At 62.1% G+C, this 20,030-nt stretch carries 21 protein-coding genes and 1 pseudogene; 7 read left to right on the forward strand and 15 right to left on the reverse strand.

Annotated features, from left to right (window positions below):
* Positions 1 to 31: 31 nt before the first annotated feature.
* Positions 32 to 1,537, reverse strand: a complete 1,506-nt coding sequence (locus BLU35_RS03185) for a protein adenylyltransferase SelO (protein ID WP_058320517.1) — start codon at positions 1,535 to 1,537, stop codon at positions 32 to 34.
* A 253-nt stretch (positions 1,538 to 1,790) separates the two neighbouring features.
* Positions 1,791 to 2,747 (reverse strand): homocysteine S-methyltransferase family protein, encoded by a 957-nt coding sequence (locus tag BLU35_RS03190; RefSeq protein WP_057250471.1) that lies wholly within the window; start codon positions 2,745 to 2,747, stop codon positions 1,791 to 1,793.
* Between the two features lie 239 nt (positions 2,748 to 2,986).
* Between BLU35_RS03190 and BLU35_RS03195 the strand changes: the two genes are divergently transcribed.
* A complete protein-coding gene (locus tag BLU35_RS03195; protein WP_093232109.1) occupies positions 2,987 to 3,604 on the forward strand; it encodes a TetR/AcrR family transcriptional regulator in 618 nt (205 codons plus the stop codon).
* Here the strand turns inward: BLU35_RS03195 and BLU35_RS03200 are convergent.
* From BLU35_RS03200 to gstA, 5 genes are all read right to left on the reverse strand, one after another.
* Entirely contained in the window at positions 3,601 to 4,119 is a 519-nt protein-coding gene (locus tag BLU35_RS03200) for a DUF1697 domain-containing protein (RefSeq protein ID WP_057250467.1), read from the reverse strand. The two genes, BLU35_RS03195 and BLU35_RS03200, sit on opposite strands and share 4 nt — an antisense overlap.
* A 125-nt stretch (positions 4,120 to 4,244) precedes the next feature.
* Entirely contained in the window at positions 4,245 to 6,353 is a 2,109-nt protein-coding gene (locus BLU35_RS03205; RefSeq protein WP_057250465.1) for a S9 family peptidase, read from the reverse strand.
* Positions 6,354 to 6,502: 149 nt separating this feature from the next.
* A complete protein-coding gene (locus tag BLU35_RS03210; RefSeq protein WP_093232110.1) occupies positions 6,503 to 6,715 on the reverse strand; it encodes a tautomerase family protein in 213 nt (70 codons plus the stop codon).
* Between the two features lie 10 nt (positions 6,716 to 6,725).
* Complete coding sequence (locus BLU35_RS03215; protein ID WP_093232111.1) at positions 6,726 to 7,121, reverse strand: nuclear transport factor 2 family protein; 396 nt, start codon at positions 7,119 to 7,121, stop codon at positions 6,726 to 6,728.
* Positions 7,118 to 7,732, reverse strand: coding sequence for a glutathione transferase GstA (gene gstA, locus BLU35_RS03220; RefSeq protein ID WP_057250459.1), 615 nt, complete (start codon positions 7,730 to 7,732; stop codon positions 7,118 to 7,120). Before gstA ends, BLU35_RS03215 begins: the two co-directional genes overlap by 4 nt.
* 208 nt (positions 7,733 to 7,940) lie before the next feature.
* Here gstA and BLU35_RS03225 point away from each other — a divergent pair, with 208 nt between their 5' ends.
* Complete coding sequence (locus tag BLU35_RS03225; protein WP_286161429.1) at positions 7,941 to 8,273, forward strand: winged helix-turn-helix transcriptional regulator; 333 nt, start codon at positions 7,941 to 7,943, stop codon at positions 8,271 to 8,273.
* 25 nt (positions 8,274 to 8,298) lie between these two features.
* Here BLU35_RS03225 and BLU35_RS03230 read toward each other — a convergent pair whose 3' ends face one another.
* The gene (locus BLU35_RS03230) at positions 8,299 to 9,219 is read right to left on the reverse strand and encodes a LysR family transcriptional regulator (protein WP_176907112.1); all 921 of its coding nucleotides are present in this window, start codon (positions 9,217 to 9,219) and stop codon (positions 8,299 to 8,301) included.
* A gap of 148 nt (positions 9,220 to 9,367) precedes the next feature.
* Between BLU35_RS03230 and BLU35_RS03235 the strand changes: the two genes are divergently transcribed.
* Entirely contained in the window at positions 9,368 to 9,640 is a 273-nt protein-coding gene (locus BLU35_RS03235; RefSeq protein ID WP_093232113.1) for a DUF2798 domain-containing protein, read from the forward strand.
* Positions 9,641 to 9,786: 146 nt separating this feature from the next.
* Here the strand turns inward: BLU35_RS03235 and BLU35_RS03240 are convergent, their stop codons facing one another.
* On the reverse strand, positions 9,787 to 11,946 hold the full coding sequence (locus BLU35_RS03240) for an inverse autotransporter beta domain-containing protein (protein ID WP_162770916.1): 2,160 nt from the start codon (positions 11,944 to 11,946) through the stop codon (positions 9,787 to 9,789).
* A 220-nt stretch (positions 11,947 to 12,166) separates the two neighbouring features.
* Positions 12,167 to 12,995: pseudogene (locus BLU35_RS03245) on the reverse strand (SDR family oxidoreductase).
* A 133-nt stretch (positions 12,996 to 13,128) separates the two neighbouring features.
* Between BLU35_RS03245 and BLU35_RS03250 the strand changes: the two are divergent.
* The gene (locus tag BLU35_RS03250) at positions 13,129 to 13,485 is read left to right on the forward strand and encodes a winged helix-turn-helix transcriptional regulator (RefSeq protein WP_057250447.1); all 357 of its coding nucleotides are present in this window, start codon (positions 13,129 to 13,131) and stop codon (positions 13,483 to 13,485) included.
* Between the two features lie 60 nt (positions 13,486 to 13,545).
* On the opposite strand, the gene BLU35_RS03255 is transcribed toward BLU35_RS03250, so the two are convergent.
* Positions 13,546 to 14,409, reverse strand: coding sequence for a VOC family protein (locus tag BLU35_RS03255; RefSeq protein WP_057250445.1), 864 nt, complete (start codon positions 14,407 to 14,409; stop codon positions 13,546 to 13,548).
* A gap of 305 nt (positions 14,410 to 14,714) precedes the next feature.
* Here BLU35_RS03255 and BLU35_RS03260 point away from each other — a divergent pair, with 305 nt between their 5' ends.
* Together BLU35_RS03260 and BLU35_RS03265 are read left to right on the forward strand one after the other, a co-directional pair.
* Positions 14,715 to 15,137: a universal stress protein gene (locus tag BLU35_RS03260; RefSeq protein WP_057250443.1), complete on the forward strand. Its 423-nt coding sequence runs from the start codon at positions 14,715 to 14,717 to the stop codon at positions 15,135 to 15,137.
* A gap of 62 nt (positions 15,138 to 15,199) precedes the next feature.
* Positions 15,200 to 15,544: a TraR/DksA family transcriptional regulator gene (locus BLU35_RS03265; protein WP_057250441.1), complete on the forward strand. Its 345-nt coding sequence runs from the start codon at positions 15,200 to 15,202 to the stop codon at positions 15,542 to 15,544.
* A 47-nt stretch (positions 15,545 to 15,591) separates the two neighbouring features.
* Here the strand turns inward: BLU35_RS03265 and BLU35_RS03270 are convergent, their stop codons facing one another.
* Positions 15,592 to 16,047 carry a GNAT family N-acetyltransferase gene (locus BLU35_RS03270; protein WP_162733631.1) on the reverse strand — a complete coding sequence of 152 codons (456 nt, stop codon included), beginning with the start codon at positions 16,045 to 16,047 and terminating at the stop codon, positions 15,592 to 15,594.
* Positions 16,048 to 16,286: 239 nt separating this feature from the next.
* Between BLU35_RS03270 and trhA the strand changes: the two genes are divergently transcribed.
* The gene (gene trhA, locus BLU35_RS03275; RefSeq protein WP_057250437.1) at positions 16,287 to 16,943 is read left to right on the forward strand and encodes a PAQR family membrane homeostasis protein TrhA; all 657 of its coding nucleotides are present in this window, start codon (positions 16,287 to 16,289) and stop codon (positions 16,941 to 16,943) included.
* Positions 16,944 to 16,950: 7 nt separating this feature from the next.
* Here trhA and BLU35_RS03280 read toward each other — a convergent pair whose 3' ends face one another.
* From BLU35_RS03280 to BLU35_RS03290, 3 genes are all read right to left on the reverse strand, one after another.
* Complete coding sequence (locus tag BLU35_RS03280) at positions 16,951 to 17,475, reverse strand: hypothetical protein (RefSeq protein WP_057250435.1); 525 nt, start codon at positions 17,473 to 17,475, stop codon at positions 16,951 to 16,953.
* A gap of 110 nt (positions 17,476 to 17,585) precedes the next feature.
* Complete coding sequence (gene msrB, locus BLU35_RS03285) at positions 17,586 to 17,993, reverse strand: peptide-methionine (R)-S-oxide reductase MsrB (protein ID WP_057250433.1); 408 nt, start codon at positions 17,991 to 17,993, stop codon at positions 17,586 to 17,588.
* A 94-nt stretch (positions 17,994 to 18,087) separates the two neighbouring features.
* Positions 18,088 to 19,680: an EAL domain-containing protein gene (locus tag BLU35_RS03290; RefSeq protein WP_082640666.1), complete on the reverse strand. Its 1,593-nt coding sequence runs from the start codon at positions 19,678 to 19,680 to the stop codon at positions 18,088 to 18,090.
* Positions 19,681 to 20,030: the final 350 nt, after the last annotated feature.

Raw genomic sequence — 20,030 nt, forward strand, 5'->3', positions numbered from 1 at the left:
GTTGCATCAGCTGGCTTGCTTCAGGCGGCGGTCAAGTGCCGCAGAAGGTTCGCTGCACTTCCTCTTCGGGCTTTGGCGGCTCCTGGTAGGCGGCAAATTGCGGTTGATCCTCGGAGGGCTTCGCGGTGACGTCGATCAGCGCTTCGAACAGCGAAAAGTCCGCGTCGTCGGTTGCCGCCGCGATCGCCTGTTCGATGCGGTGATTGCGGGGGATGTAGGCGGGGTTCACGGCCTTCATCGCCGCCGAGCGCGCTTCGGGCGTTGCCGTTTCGCGGGAAAGCCGTTGGCGCCAGTCCTGAAGCCATGGCTGGATTGCCTCGGCCGAGGCAAAGGTAGCGCTGACCATCGCATCGCCTGCCGGATCGCGGGCACTGTCGCACAGCCGCCGGAAGGTGAGAGTGAAATCGGCCTCGCCTTTGTGCATGGCGGTCAGCAGTGATTGCACGAGATCGAGATCGCTCTCTTCGCTCGTGGCCAGTCCGATCTTGGCCCGCATGCCGTCCAGCCAATGGCGCTGGAAGATTGCGCCGTATTCGCCGAGCGCATCGTTGGCCAGTTCGACCGCCGTGTCCGCATTATCGTCGAAGAGCGGCACCAGGGTCTCTGCGAGGCGGGCGAGGTTCCACTGGCCGATGCCGGGTTGGCTCGCATAGGCATAACGGCCGATCTGGTCGATCGAGGAGAACACCTTCCTGGGGTCGTAGGCGTCCATGAAGGCGCAGGGGCCGAAGTCGATCGTCTCGCCGGATATCGTCATGTTGTCGGTGTTCATTACGCCATGGATGAAACCGACATGCAACCAGCGGGCGATCAGCTCCGCCTGGCGCGCGGTCACCGCCTTGAAGAAGGCGAGATACGGCCGGTCCTTGTCCTTGATGTCGGGATAGTGCCGGTCTATCGCGTAATCGGCGAGGATCTTCACCGAAGCCATGTCGCCGCGCGCAGCGAAGAACTGGAAGGTGCCGACGCGCATGTGGCTCGCGGCAACGCGCGTAACGATGGCGCCGGGCAGGATCTGTTCGCGATAGACGGGCTGGCCGGTGACGACGGCCGCCAGCGCCCGTGTCGTCGGGATACCCAGGGCAAACATCGCCTCGCTGACGATATATTCGCGCAGCACCGGCCCGAGCGCCGCGCGACCGTCGCCACGGCGTGAAAACGGCGTCTGGCCCGGTCCCTTCAACTGAATGTCGCGCCGCGTTCCGTTTCGATCGATCACTTCGCCGAGCAGGATCGCCCGGCCGTCGCCAAGCTGCGGCACGAAGGTGCCGAACTGATGGCCGGCATAGGCCATGGCAAGCGGTTCGGCGCCAACAGGCACATGGTTTCCGGAGAAGATCTGTGCACCTTCGCGCTCGAGTGCGGCGACGTCGAGCCTGAGCTCCTCTGCCAGGGACTTATTGAGCTTGATCAGCCAGGGTTCGGCAACAGGGGTCGGCTCGACGCGGGCGAAGAACTGCTGTGGCAGCCGCGCATAGCTGTTGTCGAAGACAAAGGCTTCAGCATTTCCGGTCGGTGAGGGGGGAGCGTAGTTCATGATCAAGCGGTCAACGGCGTCTGCCGGGATAACCCGGGGCCGTCCTTTCCGCCCAAGTCTACACGAGATCACGATGATTGTGGGTCGGCGCGGCCAAAAATCATCGTGATCGATTCTTGGAAGTGAGCGGGATGCGGGCGGAAAGCCGCGCACGCATTCCTCATCCCTAACACTATGGCTTTGCGGGAGCCCAAAAACGCGGCGCCCTCCCGCGATTACTCGCGAGAGGGCCGGGAGGGCGAGGCCCCGTGCCTCAGGCGCTCAGCGCCGTCGGTGGAAGGCAGGCCTCGCAGATTGCCGCGATATGGCGATGATCGGTGCCGCAGCAGCCACCGAGGATGCGCAATCGTGGCAAATGCGCTGTCAGTGTTCTGTACCGCTGCCCGAGGTCGGCGGGATCGCCGGCATCGAGCGTTTCGCTATTGTCGAGTTCAGCATGGCTCATCATCGAGGCGTTGGCCCGGATGCCGGCAATGCGTTGCGTCCAGGTGCCTTCGGCGTCGAGGATTGTTTCGAAGTGGCTCGGATGGGCGCAGTTGATCATGTAGTAGTGCGGATAGCCGCCGGTCGCAGCGTCGACGGTCTCGATTGCTGTCTGAAGCGTGCGGCCGTCCGGTAGCCGACCATTTGTCTCCACCGTGAAGGAAATGGCGCAGGGCATGCCGTGGCTCTGGGCCGCACGGGCAATGCCGGTCGCTTCGTCGATGCTGGTCAGCGTATAGGCGCTCACCATGTCCGCATCGCTGACGGCAAAGGCCGAGATTTGCGGCGAATGGTAGTCTTCGGCCTCGTCAGGGCTCATACGGCCCAGGCGGTAGCCGTCGCCACGCGGCCCGATCGCCCCGCTGAGCACGATCGGTGCCTGCGGGCGCTCATATTCGCCGCGCAGTTCCGCAAGCATGTAGACGGCATTCTGGTTTGTGACGGCCAGTGCCTCGTCATTGTAGCCAAGCTTTACGCCCCAGTCCGAGCTTGCCCGCCATGTGGGCGTATCGAGCACGAAGCCGATGCCATGTTGCTGAGCGATCGCGAGGTAGCGCGCGTAGTAGCTCAGCAACCGACGCCGCCCATCGGCGGTCGAAAGCAACACGAAGGCTGCGAAGTGTGGAAGCGTGACGCCTTCGTGGAAAATCAGCGTCGTCTCCATGCCGCCGTCGCTCAGGAACAGCCCACCCTTCAAGAGTGGCAGGCTCCGTCGGTATTTGGCCATGTCGGTCTCCACCGGTTCAGTCTTGCTGATGGGGCTCGGGGACGCCTCCAATCCCGCAGAACCACGTAAATTACTGCCTTTTTATCGTCTTCTAAACTAGACGACTTAAGGTATACTATTGCTAATATATCCGCATATTGTAGCGAAATTAGTCACTTACTGCGTTGGTTCCGTCACGGCGTCGTCGGCTGATGGCCCCTTCGTTGTCGGAAACCGCACCAATGGTAGGGCAGCCGCTAATGCGAAAGGGTGAGGAAACGCGAGCGAGAATCCTCGACACCGCGGAGGCGGCGGTGCTGGCGAAGGGTTTCGGCGCGACCTCGATCGACGAACTGATCGCCGAGATCGGCATTACCAAGAGCGGGTTCTTCTACCATTTCCGTGACAAGAACGAACTCGCCCGGGCGCTGCTCGAACGCTACATCGAGAACGACGAGCGCATCTACGATGAGATCTTCGGTCGAGCCCATCAGTTGGCCGACGACCCGCTGCAGGCGTTCCTGCTCGGTTTGAAACTGCTGTCCGAAACTCTGTCCGACCTGCCGAACGGCCACCCCGGATGTCTGGTTGCGGTGATGTGTACCCAGGAGCGCGCCTTCGATCGCGAGACTCAGGAAATCAACCGGCAGGCGGCGTTGGCGTGGCGTCGACGCTTCGGCGCGATGTTCGCGGAGATCATGCGCGTCTATCGGCCCCGCGAACCGCTGGATGTCGATCAATTGGCCGACATGGTTTCGACCGTGCTCGAAGGCGGCATCATCCTGTCGAAAGCGCTGAAGCAGCCCGAAAGCCTGCCGCAGCAGTTGCTCGTACTCCGATCCCTGGTCCGGCTGCTGTTCCAGCCGGCCGCCGCCTAACCTTCCATCTCAAGCGCCAAAGCGGCGAGCTTGCGCACCGTATTGAGGTTGCGCGCGGTGCCGGCCTTTGCCGCCGGCAGCTTGAGCTTCGAACGTCCCGAGCCATTGGGGAAATGAATGTAGATTTCGTGTCCAGCCAACCGCACTTCCTCATCATCCGGGGCGACAAGCTTGTCGAGCGCGTCCGCGGGTGCGGGCTCCGAGAGGAACACGATGTGCAGCAGGTTGGGTTTGGCGTCCGGGAAAGGGGCGCGATCGGCGATCGCCTGCAATTGTGCGCCGGTCCGGACCATCACGCCCGGCGCCTTCCCAAACTTTTCGAGAAGGGCGCCGTCCAGCATTGCTGCTGCTTTGGCTGCCGGCAGATCCGAGCGGAACAGGACGTTGCCGCTCTGGATGTAGGTCTTGACGTCGGCAAAGCCGAGCCCCTCGCAGATTGCCTTCAGGTCTGCCATGGCGAGCGAAGTCGTGCCGCCGACATTGACGGCACGGAGCAGGGCGACATGGACGGGCATGGCAGTGCCTCCTAGATCACGATGATTTTGGGTCGGATCGACCCCAAATCCATCGTGATCGATTCCATAAGCTAGAGCGGGATGCGGGCGGAAAACCGCATACACTTTTCCTCATCCCGCACTGGTTACATCCTGCCGGCGACCTTGATCGCAAAGGCATACTCGAAGGCGATCTCTTCGAGCCGCTGGAAGCGCCCGGACGCGCCGCCATGGCCGGCATCCATGTTGGTCTTCATCAGGATCGGTTCGCTGCCGGTGGTCTTCTCGCGCAGCCGCGCGACCCACTTTGCCGGCTCCCAATAGGTGACGCGCGGATCGGTGAGGCCACCGAGCGCGAGGATCGCCGGGTAGGACTTTGCGCCGACATTGTCGTAGGGCGAGTAGCCGGCGATGATGTCGTAGAATTCGCGGCTTTCGATCGGGTTGCCCCATTCCGGCCATTCCGGCGGGGTCAGCGGCAGCGTGTCGTCGAGCATGGTGTTGAGCACGTCGACGAAGGGCACGGCGGCGATGATCCCGGTGAACTTCTCCGGAGCCATGTTGGCGATAGCGCCCATCAACATGCCGCCGGCCGAGCCGCCCTCGGCAACGATCTTTGCGTAGGATGTGAACTTCTGCTGATTCAGATAGTCAGCGGCGGCGATGAAATCCTTGAAGGTATTGGTCTTCTTGGCCATCTTGCCGTCTTCGTACCAGGCAAAGCCGCGATCCTTGCCGCCGCGAATGTGGGCAATGGCGTAGACGAAGCCGCGATCGGCGAGCGACAGGCAATTGGTGTTGAAGCCGGCCGGAATGGTGATGCCGTAGGCGCCATAGCCATAGAGCAGGCAGGGGGCGGAGCCGTCGAGCGGCGTGTCCTTGCGATAGAGCAGCGTCACCGGCACTTCAGTGCCGTCCCAGGAGGGGGCGAAGACGCGCCGGGTGACATAGTCGTCCGGGTTGTGGCCGGAAGGCACCTCCTGGGTCTTCAGCAGCGTGCGTTGACGCGTCGCCATGTCGTAGTCGAAGAGCTGCGACGGCGTCGTCATCGAAGAGTAGGAGAAGCGGATGACGTCGGTATCGTATTCGGCGGCACCCGAAAGGCCGAGCGAATAGGCCTCTTCGGCAAAGGCGATCGCATGTTCCTCGCCGGTCTTTCGGTCGCGGATGACGATTTCCGGCAGACCTTCACGCCGCTGCAGCCAGACGAGATGACGGGCATAGGCCATGTGGCTGAGGATCAGCGTGCCCGGCTTGTGCGGCACCACCTCGCGCCAGCTCTCTTTGCCCGGTGCATTTACCGGCGCTTCCAAGATCTTGAAGTCCTTGGCGCCGTCGGCGTTGGTCAGGATGTAGAAGACGTCGCCGCCCTCGGTCATCGAATATTCGAGACCGGTGACGCGCTCGGCGACGAGCTTCGGTTCTGCCGTCAGGTCGCTGGTCGAAAGCAGCCGATATTCGCTCGTCTCGTGGTCATGGATGTCGATGTAGATGAAGTCGTCGAGCAGCGAGCCGCCGACAGACATGAAGAAGCCCGGATCGTCCTCTTCATAGACCAGCCGGTCGTCCGCCTGGCTGGTGCCGAGCACGTGATGGAAGATCTTCGATGGCCGGTGGTTGTCGTCGAGCACGGTGTAGAAGAAGCTCTTGCCGTCCGGCGCCCAGGCGCCGCCACCGCCGGTGTTCTCGATGATATCGGTCAGGTCCTCGCCGGTGGAGAGATCGCGAACCCTCAGCGTGAAATATTCCGAGCCCTTGTCGTCATAGCCCCAGATGCCGAGGCTGTGGTCGGTCGAGTGGTCGAGGCCCGCGAGGCGGAAATAAGCCTTGCCCTCGGCCTCCTTGTCGCCGTCGAGCAGCAGTTGGCGGATCGCCTCGTCCTTGTGGTCGCCGTTGCGCGGAATGCGGAAGTAACGCGGCTGCTCGCCGCCGGTGACATAGGCGTGGCCGTAGGCAAACGGGCCGTCCTTGACCGGTATCGAGCTGTCGTCTTCCTTGATCCGGCCGCGCATCTCGGCAAACAGCGCCTTCTGCAGCGCCTTCGTGTCGTCCATGGCCGCGTTCATATAGGCGTTTTCCGCTTCCAGGTGCTTGCGGATTTCCGGATCGAGGATCGAGGGATCGCGGAACATCGCTTGCCAATTGTCCGCGCGCAGCCAAGCGTAGTCATCGGTGCGGGTAATGCCGTGGCGCGTGTCGCTCACCGGCTTTTTTGCGGCGACGGGAGCTTTGGGGAGGTTGCTGAATACGGACAAGATGCGTCTCCGGGATCAATGCGGCGGGAGACAATGAGATAGAGAGCCTGTCGAAAGCGATCAAGCGCAAACGAGCCGCCCAACGGATGTTGGCCATCGGGCGGCTGAGTTGCCCCTTCCTCCTTTGGTGGAGAAGGGGCCTCGTTCAGCTAGGACTTTTCCCCGACCTTTCGCCGGTATTCGTCAACCGGCAGTCCGCCGACACCCCAGTCTTCGAGCGCTACTTCGTCGATGACGACGAAGGTGGTGGCGGGGTCCTTGTTGAGCACCGTTTGCAGCAGATCGGTCACGCCCTTGATGAGGGCGGCCTTCTGTTCGGCGGTCGCGCCCTCGCGGGTGATCTTGATGTTTACATAGGGCATTTGCATCTCCTCATTTCGCGGGCTTGATGTCGTAGTGGAAGACCTTGGCGATGATCTGCCAGCGGCCGTCTACGAAGACAAGAGACAGAAGATCGGTGAAGTCCTTTTCGCCGATAGCGCATTGAACCTTCGCAAGTGCCGTCACCGGTCCCGCAAATTCGATCGAAAGGATCCGGTCGGCGTGCTCCTCGCCACGGCTTTCGGGCGAGGGACGCTTGTCGACAACAGGGAAATACCTGTCCATGTCGAGTTCCAGCAGGGTGCCGTCCGTCGCCGTAGCGTAGAGTGCCTTCGGATGGAAGACCTGCTTGAGGATGCTGGTGTCACTTCGGTAGAGCCCATCGAAGTAGCCTTGCAGCACCTCGACGATGGCGGCGAATTGCGGATCGTTCGGGGCGCCACTCATGCCGCGATCAGCCCTTCGGCTTGCATTGCCGCCTGCACGGACGGGCGCTGGCCGACCCGTTGCATATAGGCTGTCAGGTGGGGCCAAGGGCCAAGCGAAATACCCGTGACGCTCGTCCAATTGACGACGGTGAAGAGATAGGCGTCGGCTACGGAAAAAGCGTCTCCGAGCAAATGGGCGCGCCCATCGGATAGCAGCGTCTCGACGTTGCCGAGGCGTTTGCCGACCTGCGCTGCGGCGGCTTCCTTTGCGTCGGCGCTCGCCGTCTTGCTGAACAGTGGCGAGAACGCCTTGTGCAATTCGGAAGCGATGAAGTTCAGTTGCTCCTGCAGGCGAGTGCGCTCCAGCGTACCGTTGGCGGGCGCCAGCCCGGCCTCAGGAAAACGGTCGGCAATATATTGCACGACGGCCGCACCCTCAGTGACGACGTCGCCGGTTTCCAGCACCAGCGCCGGCACATAGCCTTTGGGATTGATCGCCTTGAAATCGGCGCCGCCTTCGGTGAGGTGGGTCGTGGTGTCGACCTTGACGATCTCAAAATCGACGCCGGCCTCGCGCAGGCTGATATGGGGCGAGAGCGAGCAGGCGCCGGGGGCATAAAAAAGCTTCATGGCCAAATTCCTTTTGCAATGGTGGTCTCTGTCGAAGACGGGCGGAACCTAACCTCAGGCGATAACTTTTGTATATGAGATAACTTTATGTTACCGATGTTTCCGGTTTCCCCGCGGTAACTGGAGAATTTTGCCCATGAGCTTGAAAATTCGAAAGAATAGGGCCGCCCCCTTGCCGCCTACCTGCCCGGTCGGCGAGTGCATGGTCATGCTCGGCGGCGCCTGGGCGCCCAACATCATCTGGTATCTGAGCGGCGGTCCGCGTCGCTTCAGTGAGCTCAAGATTGATATCCCCGGGATATCGGCGAAGGTGCTGAGCACACGACTGAAGGAGATGGAGGAGAAAGGCGCGATCGAACGGCGGATCGTGCCAACGTCACCGCCTTCGGTCGAATACAGGCTCAGCGACCTCGGTGAGGAATTCGTGCCGGCGATCCATGCGATCGTCGAAGTCGGCAATAAACTCAAGCTTCGCCGCGAGGCAAAGCTCGCGGAGGAAGCCGACCAGCAGAATGTCCCGCAGGCGGTGCCCGCCTTATAGCGTGGCTACCGGGCGATTGTGACGGCTACCACCGGCCCTTGAGCGACTGCACCGCATGGTCGATGAACGACCGAACCTTCGGTGTTTCCGCCTGGCGATCGGCAAAGCAGGCATAGAAGTCGAAGGGCTCGTGGTCGGTGTTGGCAACGCCTTCGCGAGGTGCGCCGCCAAACAGCGGCACGACCAGGCCGCGCTCCATCAGCGGCGCTGCGATAAAGGCTCCGAGGCGGGTGATGCCGGCGCCGGCGATCGCCATTTCGGCAAGCGTGTCGATGTCGTTGCTGACGATCGTCGCTTTCAGTTCCGGCTCGAAGCGCAAGCCGTCGCGGGTGAATGCCCAGCGAAAGATGCGGCCGTGCCCGGCATAGCGATAGACGAGGCAATCGTGGTGGATGAGGTCTTCCGGCCGTTGCGGACGGCCGCGCCGCTCCAGATAGGATGGCGCGGCGCAGATGATCATCGGCACGGAAGCAAGCTTGCGGGCGATCAAGCCCTGTTCCAGTTGCAGACCGAAGCGCACGCTGATGTCGATCCCTTCGCCGATATGGTCGATCTCCCGATCGGTGACGACGAGTTCGATCGAGACATCGGGATATTTGGCAGCGAAGGACGGCACCAGGGGTGCCACGACATGGCGGCCGAAGGCGACAGATGAAGCGATCTTGAGCGGTCCGCGCGGTTCGGCGTTGAGCGCCGAGACGGCAGCGGCTGCAAGCTCCAGTTCATGAACGACACCGCGTACCCGCTCGTAATAGATCCTGCCGCTCTCGGTGAGCCCGAGCTGGCGGGTTGTCCGGCTGAGCAGCCGACTGCCGAGCGTACGTTCAAGCCGCGCAATGTTCTGGCTTGCCGATGCGGGGGTGATCCCCAGCTTTCGCGCGGCCGCGGCGATGCTGCCCTCTTCGACGCTTCTGACGAAACTCTCCACCCCGCGCAGCGTGTCCATAATCCCATCCATCGAATATTGGTATCTATTCGATGGTTTTGCCTATTTCTGAAGGAGGCTGCAATGGCCTACATCGCCGCAGCGCGATCCGTATAAGTTCGGTCCGAAGCGAGGGGTGGTCCCCTCGGTCATCTCAGGAGAGCTTCTGATGGAAGACACCCTATCGACTCCGCGGATCGCGCGTCGCCGCAAGTTGCCGCCCCGAGCGGCGCCCATCGCCTTTGCCTTCTTCATGTCGGCGATCATGGCGTTTCTGATGTGCTGCGTCATCGTCGGCGCCAACACAGGCATCGATGCCGGTTATCCGGCCCGCGTGCTCAGCTCCTACGGACTGGCAATGCCCGTCGCCTTCATCTGCGTGCTTCTCGTGCGACCGCTCGTTGCCAGGCTCGTCGGCGCAGTCTGCCGCCTGCCGGTCTGACAGGGCACCGTCCCGGAAACCGGGAGGGGCGGTCCCCCGCATCGCCGGTGACCACCCGGTCACCTTCGAGTGCCGTCAACCAGAATAGGTCAACCCGATCGGAACAAAGAGAAGCCACGCCCAGCTGTCCGGGCGTGGCTTGCGCGTTATCGGCAACGGGCCGCGGCGTTGCCCTGGTCGAGTTTGGTAGCGTTGACTGTCAGCACCGAGCCGGGCGACTGGGTGATCGTTCCCGCCGACCAGCCGTTGTCGAGCAGGCAATCCTTCGGCGTGTTGGTGACGCTGACATTGCCCGTAATGTCCTCGGTCGGACCGGAGAAGTAGAGGCCCGCCTTGCCGGCCTTGTCGACCGTCATGTTCTTCAGCACGATGTCGCGCACCGGTCCTCCCAGGAACTCGTATTCGTTGCCGTAGATGTAGGCGCCATAGGTGCCGGCATTGGTAACGGCGACGTCCTGAAGCGAGATGCCCGAGACCGGATTGAAGAAGATGCCGGCATTGCGCGTGCCGTCGACCGTCAGGCCCTTTACGTTGACGTCGGTGGTCGTCGCATCGAGGTTCGGGCTGGAAACGAGCATCAGGCCGTTGATGCCGCCCATGAGCCGCATGTCGTTGATGGCGACATTCGAAGTGCCTTGGAGCACCACGAGATCCATGTCGCGATCCTGCTTGGAATTGTCGACCGAGACACGATCGAGTTTGACATCCTTGCCTGCGACGAGCAGCACACCTTCGCGGCGGGAGTTGCTGATCGTCACGTTGTCGATCGTGACGTTTTCCGTGCCGGTGACCAGCTCATAGTCTGTCCGGCCGACCTTCCTGAATTCGCCGCCGGCAAAGACGCCGTAGGTCACCTTGTCGATCGAGGTGTCGCGTACTGTCACGTGGCGGCTGCCGACGGAGCTGACGGCGGCAAAGGGCGCCTTGTTCGGATTGTAGATCGAGAATTCGCAGGTCGTGTTGTTTTCGCAGATGAAGAGATCGTGGATGCGGCTGTCCTGAACCAGCGCGCCATTGACCCGCGTAAAGCGAATGCCGTCGTGATTGGTGGCGGAAATATCGACGTTGTCGATCGTCACGTTCGCTGCATCGGTCGCCGAGATGCCGGCGAGACCGCCGCGGACCGCAAGCGACGAGACCGTGCTGCCGCTTGCCATCGCGATCACGTCCTGGGCCGGATTGTAGCCGGTGATCGTCGTGGCCGCGCCGTCATTGACGAAGGTGGCCGTCGCGCCGCTTCTTGTGCCGCGCACGGCAAGCGCACCGCCGCCGCCGAGAAGTGTCTGGCCGTTGCCGAGTGCGAGCGCTTGGTCGACGCCGAGATTGCCGTCGGTGAGGATCAGCGCGTTGGCGCCCGCAGCTCCGATCAGGGCGTTGATATCAGAGGCACTGCCCGAAGCCGAGGAAACTGTGACGACCCGTCCGGCGTTGCGGCCGCTGTTGGCGAGCTGGGCCGCTTCGATGTCGCCGGTGGCGCCTGCGTGGGTGTGGATCCTGGTCGACCTTTCGACACGTTGCGTCATCGGGTCGAAGGCGTTGCCGGTCGAACCGGTCGCTCCGAACGGAATGCGCAGCCGGGCCATGACGGCGCCCTTGAGCTTGTCCTCGTTGTCATAGGTGCCGGTGACGCCGAGCGAAACCGTCGAGCCGTCGGAGAGGCCGGGCAGGTCGGCGAAGGTCAGCTCCGCACGCAGCTTGGCGCCGAACATGTCGTCGAGGTTGCGGCCGCCATACCAGTAGCTGCCGCCGAAGACCTTGAGCTGCACCTTGGAGTCTTCCTCGAACACCGGCAGCCGGCCGCCGATTTCGGCATCGATGCCGCGCCGCGCCCGTTCCTTGCCTTCCTGGAAGACGAGCACGTGGTCGCGCACGTAGGCCGTATTGAACGCGCTGAGTGATTTGGCACCCGTCAGCGGCAGGTAGAAGTTGCCGCGCATTTCGAGGTCGCCGCTCAACGCCTCAAGGCCGAAGGACAGCTGGCTGAAGGAGTTGCCGTAGCTGCTCTTCAGATAGTCGTAATAGCCATAGGCGCCGATCACCCATTGATCGCTGGCGCGGAAGCGATAGCCCGCACCGATCGAGCCCTGACGGACGGAGTCATTTTCAATCGCGCCGCGTGTATCGATGAAAATCGCATTGCCCGAATCGAGCACGAAGGGCAGGAAAAAGCCGCCACTGGCACCCGAACCACCGCTGAAGAAGCCGCCTTCGATCTCCGCCTGGGGGCGGAAGTCAACGGCCAGGGCAGGGCTTGAAAGCAGGGTGCTGCTTGCCAGGGCAGCTATAAAAATATTCTTATTTTTCATATCATTAACTCCGCATGTATGTGGCCTTGGGCGAGGCCACTTGGGCATGCGGTTAAGATATATGAGTAAAATACTCAAGTTTATTGATCGACTAAGCAGCGGCTATCCAGCGACGTGTTGACGCAGGACTTCAAAAAGCTTCATCCGCAACTTTAGGAATATATAGTTCTCTGTCGGCATGCCGCCCGCCAGTCGGCGGGCGGGAGCGATCAGATAGTGATTAGCCTTTGAGCGCCGCGATGTTGTCCTTGGCGTAGGTCTCCACGCTGCGCGGCTCATGGCCCGTCATCGTCTTCACGTCGCCGGTCGGTTTGGCGACCCAGCCCTCGCGCACCGGATAGAAGATGGAGGCAAGGAAGCGGGCATAGTCCGGCAGCTGTCAGAATGTCAACGAAGGTATCGTCGTCGACCGGTGCATAGGCGATCGGTTTGCCGGTGACGCGCGACAGGATCGCGGCGGCTTCGTCGTAGCTCAGCGCCTCCGGGCCGGTGAGATTGTAGGCGCGTCCGTTGAAGGCGTCGCTCGTGAGGGCGGCTGCCGCACATTCGGCGATGTCGCGCGTATCGATGAAGCTCGTCTTGCCCTCGGCCGCCGGCACGGCGATAGCGCCATGACGGATGCCCTCGATCCAGTAGGTCTGGAAGTTGTCGGAGAACCAGTTGGGGCGAAGGATGACGAAGGGCGCGCCGGTCTTTTCGACAAGCAGTTCGAGCTGGCGGTAGGGGATCTTGTCATCCGCGTCGACGCCGATGACGGTCATCAGCACGATCTTGATGCCGCGTGCGGCAGCAGCGGTGACGATCGGGCCGAGCAGGCTCACCGGGTCGAGGTAACCTCCCGGCGTCAATACAAAGATGCGGTCGACGCCATTTAGCGCAGGCCCAAAGGTCGCGGCGTCCTGGTAGTCGAAGGCGACGGCTTCGGCGCCTTCGACCGGCGTCGCTTTGCGGGATGCTGCCTTGACCGTTTCCCCGGCTGCGATCAACGCGCGCACCACCTTGCTGCCGATCGTTCCATTTGCCCCGAGAACCAGAATCTTGCCTGCCATCGTCATGCTCCTTAGTATCAAAATGAAACCATATTGCGGATGGATACTAGATATAAATCCAGAAAAATGCTGTAAAGGAGGCAGGTTTTGGTGACATGGTTTCCGGCCGGAAACCGCCGTGGGGGCGTGCCTGATGGAATACGACGTCTATATCCAGACTTGCCCGACCCGCTTGGTGCTGGACCGGCTTGCCGACAAATGGGCGGTCCTGGTGCTCGGCAAGCTTGACGAACAGCCGGTGCGCTTCAATCAGCTGAAGCGCGAGATCGATGGCATTTCGCAGAAGGTGCTGTCGCAGGTTCTAAAGAAGCTGGAGCGCGACGGTCTCGTCAGCCGCAGCGTCTATGCTACCGTGCCAGTGACCGTTGAATATGCGATCACGCCGCTTGGCCGCACGCTGACGTCGACGGTCGCCGCCCTGACGCGCTGGGCCGAAGACAACATCGAGGCGGTGCTGGAGGCGCAGCAAAAATACGACCGCAGCGCCTGAGGCGGCTGCGGCCGACGAGTTGCCGCAGACATCATTCGTCTGCAGCCCGGGAGAGAGGGGTCAGGCGACCAGCTTGAGGCCGATGCCCCAGGGGTCGATGAGGCTGTAGCCATCGCCGGCGCGGTTGACCGGAATTTCCAGCGCATCGAGCTTGGCAAGCGCCGCGGCGCGTTCGGCCGGGTCCTTGTACTGGATCGTATAGTCCGAAAGCCCGGTCATATGGCCTTCGCGCTTCGGTGCGCCACGCGAATTCCAGATGTTGGCGGCGACATGGTGGTGGTACTTGCCCGAACCGAAGAAGCTCGCGCCCGGATAGCGTGCCATCAGCCCGAGCCCCAGCACGTCGCGGAAGAACGCGTCGGCTTCGGGGATGTTGGAGACCTGCAGATGGATATGGCCGATGGCGGTTCCATCAGCCATGCCGTCCCAATTGTCCTTGGGTGCTTCGTCATAGAGCGCCTGGAGATTGAGCGGCAGCGTGTCCATGCCGACGGTGCCGTCGGGGTTGAAGCTCCATTCGGAGCGCGGCCGGTCACGATAGACCTCAATACCGTTGCCTTCGGGGTCGGCGAGGTAGATCGCTTCGCTGACCAGATGGTCGGAAGCGCCCTGTAGCCTGGTGTTGTTGTGGGCGGCGTGGGCCAGCCAACGGCCGAGCTCCCCACGATTCGGCACGAGAAAGGCGTTGTGGAAGAGACCCGGCGCATTGCGGGGTGCCCTGGCAGCGTTGCCCTCGGTTGTCAGGCTGAGGAGCGGGTGGCCGGCAACGCCGAGCGTTTCGCCGCTTTTGCTCGTTTCGATCGGCTTCAAGCCCATGATTTTCTGGTACCAGGCCGAAACAACGGGCAGATCCCGGACGACCAGATGTGCGTGGTCGACATGCGCAGGCATGGCAAGGGCGTGTTCGGTCGGGGTATCCGTCATGTCTGCCTCCTTGGGCGTCGAAACCGTAGCCGCTCTGCCGGCCCAGTTTCGTTGAAACTGTTGTCAGGAATATGGGCCGGCTCGTCCGTTCACGGAAGCCCGTCAGTCGCTTGATGTTGTGTTCGATGAGCGTTGACAGTGGTTGCCGTCGCCCTACCTCCATTTGAGTAGGGTCACGCGAGCGCGGCGCTTTCGATTTGATTTCAATCAAAGCCGGGAAAGCGGTCGAGGCGCAATCTCCAGACGAGGGATTGGCCCGCCACATCTGGCGCGGCGATCCATGAGGGCAACAGAAGGAGTACAGCATGTACAAGAAGATCATCGTCCCGATTGCCATGGATCAGCTCGAGCACGGCGAATCTGTGCTGGGCATCGCCGAGAAGCTGATCGACGAAGGGGGCGAGATTGTCCTGCTCAACGTTGTCGAAGATCTGAATGCCTATGCGCAGGGCTACATGATCGTCGATTTCCCGTTGGAGATGGTCGAGGAATCCCGCAAGCAGGCAAAAAAGACGCTCGAGGACATGAAGACCAAGCACGGGATCAACGGCCGTGTTGAAATTCGCACCGGCGGTGCTGCCGGCACCATCAACGCCTGCGCGAGCGAAGAGAATGCCGATCTGGTGATCATCGCCTCCCACCGGCCGGGCCTGATCGATTACTTCATCGGATCGACCGCGAGCCGCGTGGTCAGCCATTGCCCCTGCGCCGTACTCGTCGACCGGTAACCCACCAACAATAAGAGCGGCTGCGGCGCGATCCTGCGCCGCCACCGCCGAGGAGTCTTCAGATGGACAAGTTTGCGCTTGACGATTTTCGCAGCCGCCTCACCCACCGCAAGGAGGAGCTGCAGGGGCGGCTGGTCAAGATCGAGCACGATCTCGATGAGCCCATGAACGCCGATGTGCCGGATCGCGTGACCGAGCGGGAAGGCGACGAGGTTCTGGAAGGCCTCGGGCTTGCCGGGCAGGAAGAGATCCGCGCGATCGACGCGGCACTCGACCGGATCGCCGCCGGCACCTTCGGCACCTGCGTCCGCTGCGGCCTGCCGATTTCGTCAGCGCGCCTGCAAGCTGTTCCCCATGCGCCGCTCTGTCAGGAATGTGCGGCGGAGGTTGCCCGGGGCGGAAGATGAACCATCGAGCGATCGCCGCCGTGCCCGCAGCGGCGATCTTCGGATGGTTATCTTAGTTCCAGCTTCAGTCTCGGCAGAAAGCGCCCCGGGATTACGGTCGATGCCATGACGCCGTCATCGACCGCGCCCATGCGGCGATAGAAATCGGCAGCGCCCGGATCGGCATCGATCGTCATGACCGTGGCGCCGCGGTTGAGCGCTGCTTTGACACACCAGGCGAAAAGGCTGCGGCCAATGCCAGTGGCGCGCGCGTCCGGATCGATGAAGAGCTTGTCGAGTTCGGCGATCTGGCCATCGGAGCGAACCTGCGCCAGACCGAGGATCCGCTCGCCATCGACGGCGATCTGCAGGTCCGAATCCTTCCAGTCCTCGGCCGTCAGCGTCAGCGCCGGACGGCAAGCCTCCAGGAAGGCGGCGTCGTATCCCCATACCGCTTTCGATCGCAGGCAAAGCTCGCTGAGCGCGGCCGCCAGTTCCGGCTGAGGGGTGCGCAACTTCGACATGGTTCTCCTCCCGATCGGCGTAATCTTGTCAGCGCATGTGGTCATCGCCGCGCCTGCGAACAAGGTCCCGCGCACTCAGCAGATATGTCATGCGATTGTTGTAATGCGTTGCAAAAGTTGATGCTTTCGCCACGCCACCATATCTTTGCGGCGGCCCAGGGCTGTGGCAGGATGGCGATGATGGCGCGACAGCTACGAGCGTGCCCGAGAAAAAGACAGAGACCCGGGAGAGGGATCGCGTGGAATTCGCTGGCGTCAAATGGAACTATGACCGCTCGGAATTGATTGCCGACGGCATCGTGCACGGCATCGGTCTTGCCGCCGCGCTCGTCGGTGTCACCGCACTGATCTTCTATGCGACGCTTTGGAGCACCAGCGGCCAACTCGCTGCCGCCGCCGTCTACGGGGCAGGGCTGCTCGCGACGCTGTCGATCTCGTTTCTCTACAATCTCTATCCGATCTCGCGGACCAAATGGTTCCTGCGCCGCTTCGACCATTCCTCGATCTTCATCCTGATCGCCGCGACCTATACACCGTTCCTGCAGCGCGGGTTGGAAGACCCGTTCCTGTTCGTGATGCTGATCGGCATCTGGGCGATTGCGGCCCTTGGCGTTGCGATCAAATGTCTTTTCCCCGGCCGGTTCGACCGGCTGGCGATCCTGCTCTATCTCGCCATGGGCTGGAGCGGCGTGCTCGCTGTCGGGCCGCTCTTGTCGGCGCTGACGGCAACGACGCTGGTGCTGATCCTGATCGGCGGCATCATCTATTCCGCCGGCGTGATTTTCCATGTCTGGGAAAGGCTGCGCTTCCAGAACGCGATCTGGCACGGTTTCGTTGTGACCGGTGCGGCCGTTCACTATTCGGCCGTGGTGAGCTGCTTCAGCGCCGCAGCCTGAGCGGCGGTCAGTTCGGCGCTTCGCCCGCAACCGCAGCGACAGGCGGGTGCTGACAGCCTTCCGATGGCCTGAGGGCCTCCGCCATCCGCGAGATCACGCCGTCGAAACTGGTGAGCCGGCTCTTGCGGTACTGAAGGCGGAAATAGGCGGCGCTGCCGTCGCAGAGCGCGATGGCACGGGTATAAAACACTTCTTCCCCACGGACGCCCGAAAAGCTTGCCCAGGCTGCCGTCACCCGCGCATAGGCGATCCGCCAGTCGCCCTCGCGCTCGATCCCGATGCGGTCGTTGACGTCAGTCTCGAAGTCGCCATCCAGCAATGTGCTGCCAAAGACCGAAAGGGTCGCACCATTGTCGTTGGCATGAAAGCTGGCGCCGTCGCCATTGTCGCCCTGGCTCTGCAGTTCGAAGCCAGGCGGAATGTCGAGCACGTAGCCGAAACGCGCATTGGCATAGGGTAGCCAATCGTCGGCGGCCGCCGCTGCCAGGGCAGACGAAAGCAGGAGCGTGAGTGCTGTCAGGATGCGTAGCATGCGGACCTCCTCTCGCTTGCTCGACCCAAAGTCTAGATAGCGCGGCTTCGGTGCAGGGCCTGTTCCTAATGGAACAGCAGCCCCCATGCCACTCCTTCCGCGCGCCGGTGTCAATCCTCGGTAAACGTCATCGCATGGCCGTTGAGGCAATAGCGAAGCCCCGTCGGCGGCGGGCCGTCCGGGAACACGTGACCGAGATGGGCGTCACAGTCGGCACAGCGGATTTCCGTGCGCACCATGAAGTGCGAGCGGTCCTCGATCTCGCGGATCGCCTGGTCGTCGATCGCAGCGAAATAGCTCGGCCAGCCGCAACCGGAATCGAACTTGGTGTCCGAGCGGAAGAGGGCTCGGCCGCAACAGACGCATTCATAGGTGCCGGTCTGCTTGTTGTTGACGAAAGGGCCGGTGAACGGACGCTCGGTACCCTGCTGACGGGTGATGCGGTATTGTTCCGACGAGAGTATGGCCCGCCATTCCGCATCGGTCTTCACCACCTTGGGCGTCTTAACGGTCGTCATGAAAGATCTCCTGTCGTTGCGGCGACTATATAGGAATGCCGCCGGAAGCGCGCAATTCACGTCGCGGCCCGGCATTGCGGTCGACGGCGTGGCGTCAGGCGATCTCGCGGCGGATTACGGTCGGGCCGGCGCCGCGCCGGCGCTTGCTGTTGTTGTAGAAGGCGATGAATTCCGCTGCGGGCAACGCCTTGGAGAACAGCCAGCCCTGGCCATACTGGACACCGCGTTCGATGAGATAGTCGGCCTGCTCCTGCCGCTCGATGCCCTCGGCGACGATGTAGAGATCGAGCGACTTGGCAATGTCGATGATATGCGGCGTAATCGAACTGGTGGCAGAGTCCGTTCCGATCGTGTCGATGAAGGATTTGTCGATCTTCAGTGCGTCGAGCGGAAGCTCCTGCAGGTATTGCAGGCTTGAGTAGCCGGTGCCGAAGTCGTCGATCGCCACCGAGTGGCCGCGCCGGCGGGCCTCCTCGATCGTTGCGCGGGCCGATTTCACATCCATGAAGCCCCGTTCGGTCGCTTCCAGCCAGATCTGCTGGGTCAGTATGCCGGTGTTTTCCAGCACCGCCTGGATCACCGGCAGGATGCGCCCCGATTTGATGTCGTCGGCGGCAAGATTGACGGCAATGTGCAGCGAGCGATCCGCAAGGAGGACCGTTTTCAGCTCGGCAATCGTGGCATAGATGACCTGGTCGGTGATTTCTTCGATCAGGCCGTTCTCTTCCGCCAGCGGTATGAAGAGATCGGGGCGGACCATTTGCCCGTCGGGCCGCCGCCAGCGTACGAGCGCTTCGGCACCGACGCAGATGCCGGTCTTCAGTTCGATGAGCGGTTGATAGTGGACGATGAATTCGCGCCGCTGAACGGCGATGGAGAGCTCTCCGAGCGGCGAAAGGCGGCGCCGCGACAGCCAGACGACGAGGCCGACCATAAGCGCTGCGACCAGGGCGCCGACCGGCAGAAGCAGCAGGCGCTCCCGGTCCATGTCCTTAAAAATGGCGATGTTGGGGGCGCTCGCGACGGCGATCCAGTTTGCTCCATGGGAGGTTGCGAACAGATCGTCGGCGTTGCTGCCGGTTTCGGGAAGTTCGGCGAGCCGGGCCGTAAGCGACGCGTCAGGATTGTTCAGAGTGCCGATCAGGACGCCGTTTTTCGTGGCGACTGCAAGCCGGGTGCCGGGCTCCGCAATCACGTCGACAAATCGAGCCGGGTTGGTCAGTACGGTGTAGGAACGATAGCGAAACGCCGTCATGGGGGCGCCGGTACTGATCGTCGGGTACATCCGCGGGATGACTTCGACGCCGTTGCTCGCGAAGAAATCGGCGGGCGGAGAGCGGGTGAGACGGCGCGGCGGATAGCCCCACGACGTGCACCTGAGCAGCCCGTTTTCGAAATAGCCGATGTCTTCGATGGAGGTCGTATTGACGACGAGGGAGCGCAGCGCTGCGATATGTGTTGCCATACAGGGCGGCATGTCAAACCGGTCGGCGGCTTTCAGCGCCCGGGAGGCTTCCTCGAGCGCCGCATCGGCGCGCATGATGGCGTAGTCGGCAAGATGGGAAAGCCGTGTCTGCTCGCTGCGCACCGCGATCGACCAGGAAAGATAATAGGCCGCCATCATCGGCAGGATCGCGCCGAGTGCAGCCAGGATACTGGCGATGACGACTATGCGAGATCGTTCCAAGCAGGCCTCGCCCGTGATCGTTGTGTTGTTCCGTTTCATGCTGCTTGCGGCAGAAAGACGGTCGATGAGCCGGCGCCTTGCGGTTCACAGATATCGTCGAAGGCAGACGTTCCGAGCAGCCGTTGGTTTCCGCCGGCAGGCGGATCCAGGCTTCGTATTATTTTGAATTGAAGAAGCCTTTACGTACAACTACCACGTCTTATTGTCCCGATTCTAGGACGTTCGATCCTGCTGCGACGACAACTGAATATTATGCTAACAGCATTTTAATTGTTGTCGGCCGCCGCCGCATGAAACGAACGAATCTGATAGTGCTTGGACTGCTGCGTCCGATCTCCGAAGCGACTTAA

Source organism: Sinorhizobium sp. NFACC03, from assembly GCF_900103435.1.
Lineage (GTDB): Bacteria > Pseudomonadota > Alphaproteobacteria > Rhizobiales > Rhizobiaceae > Ensifer.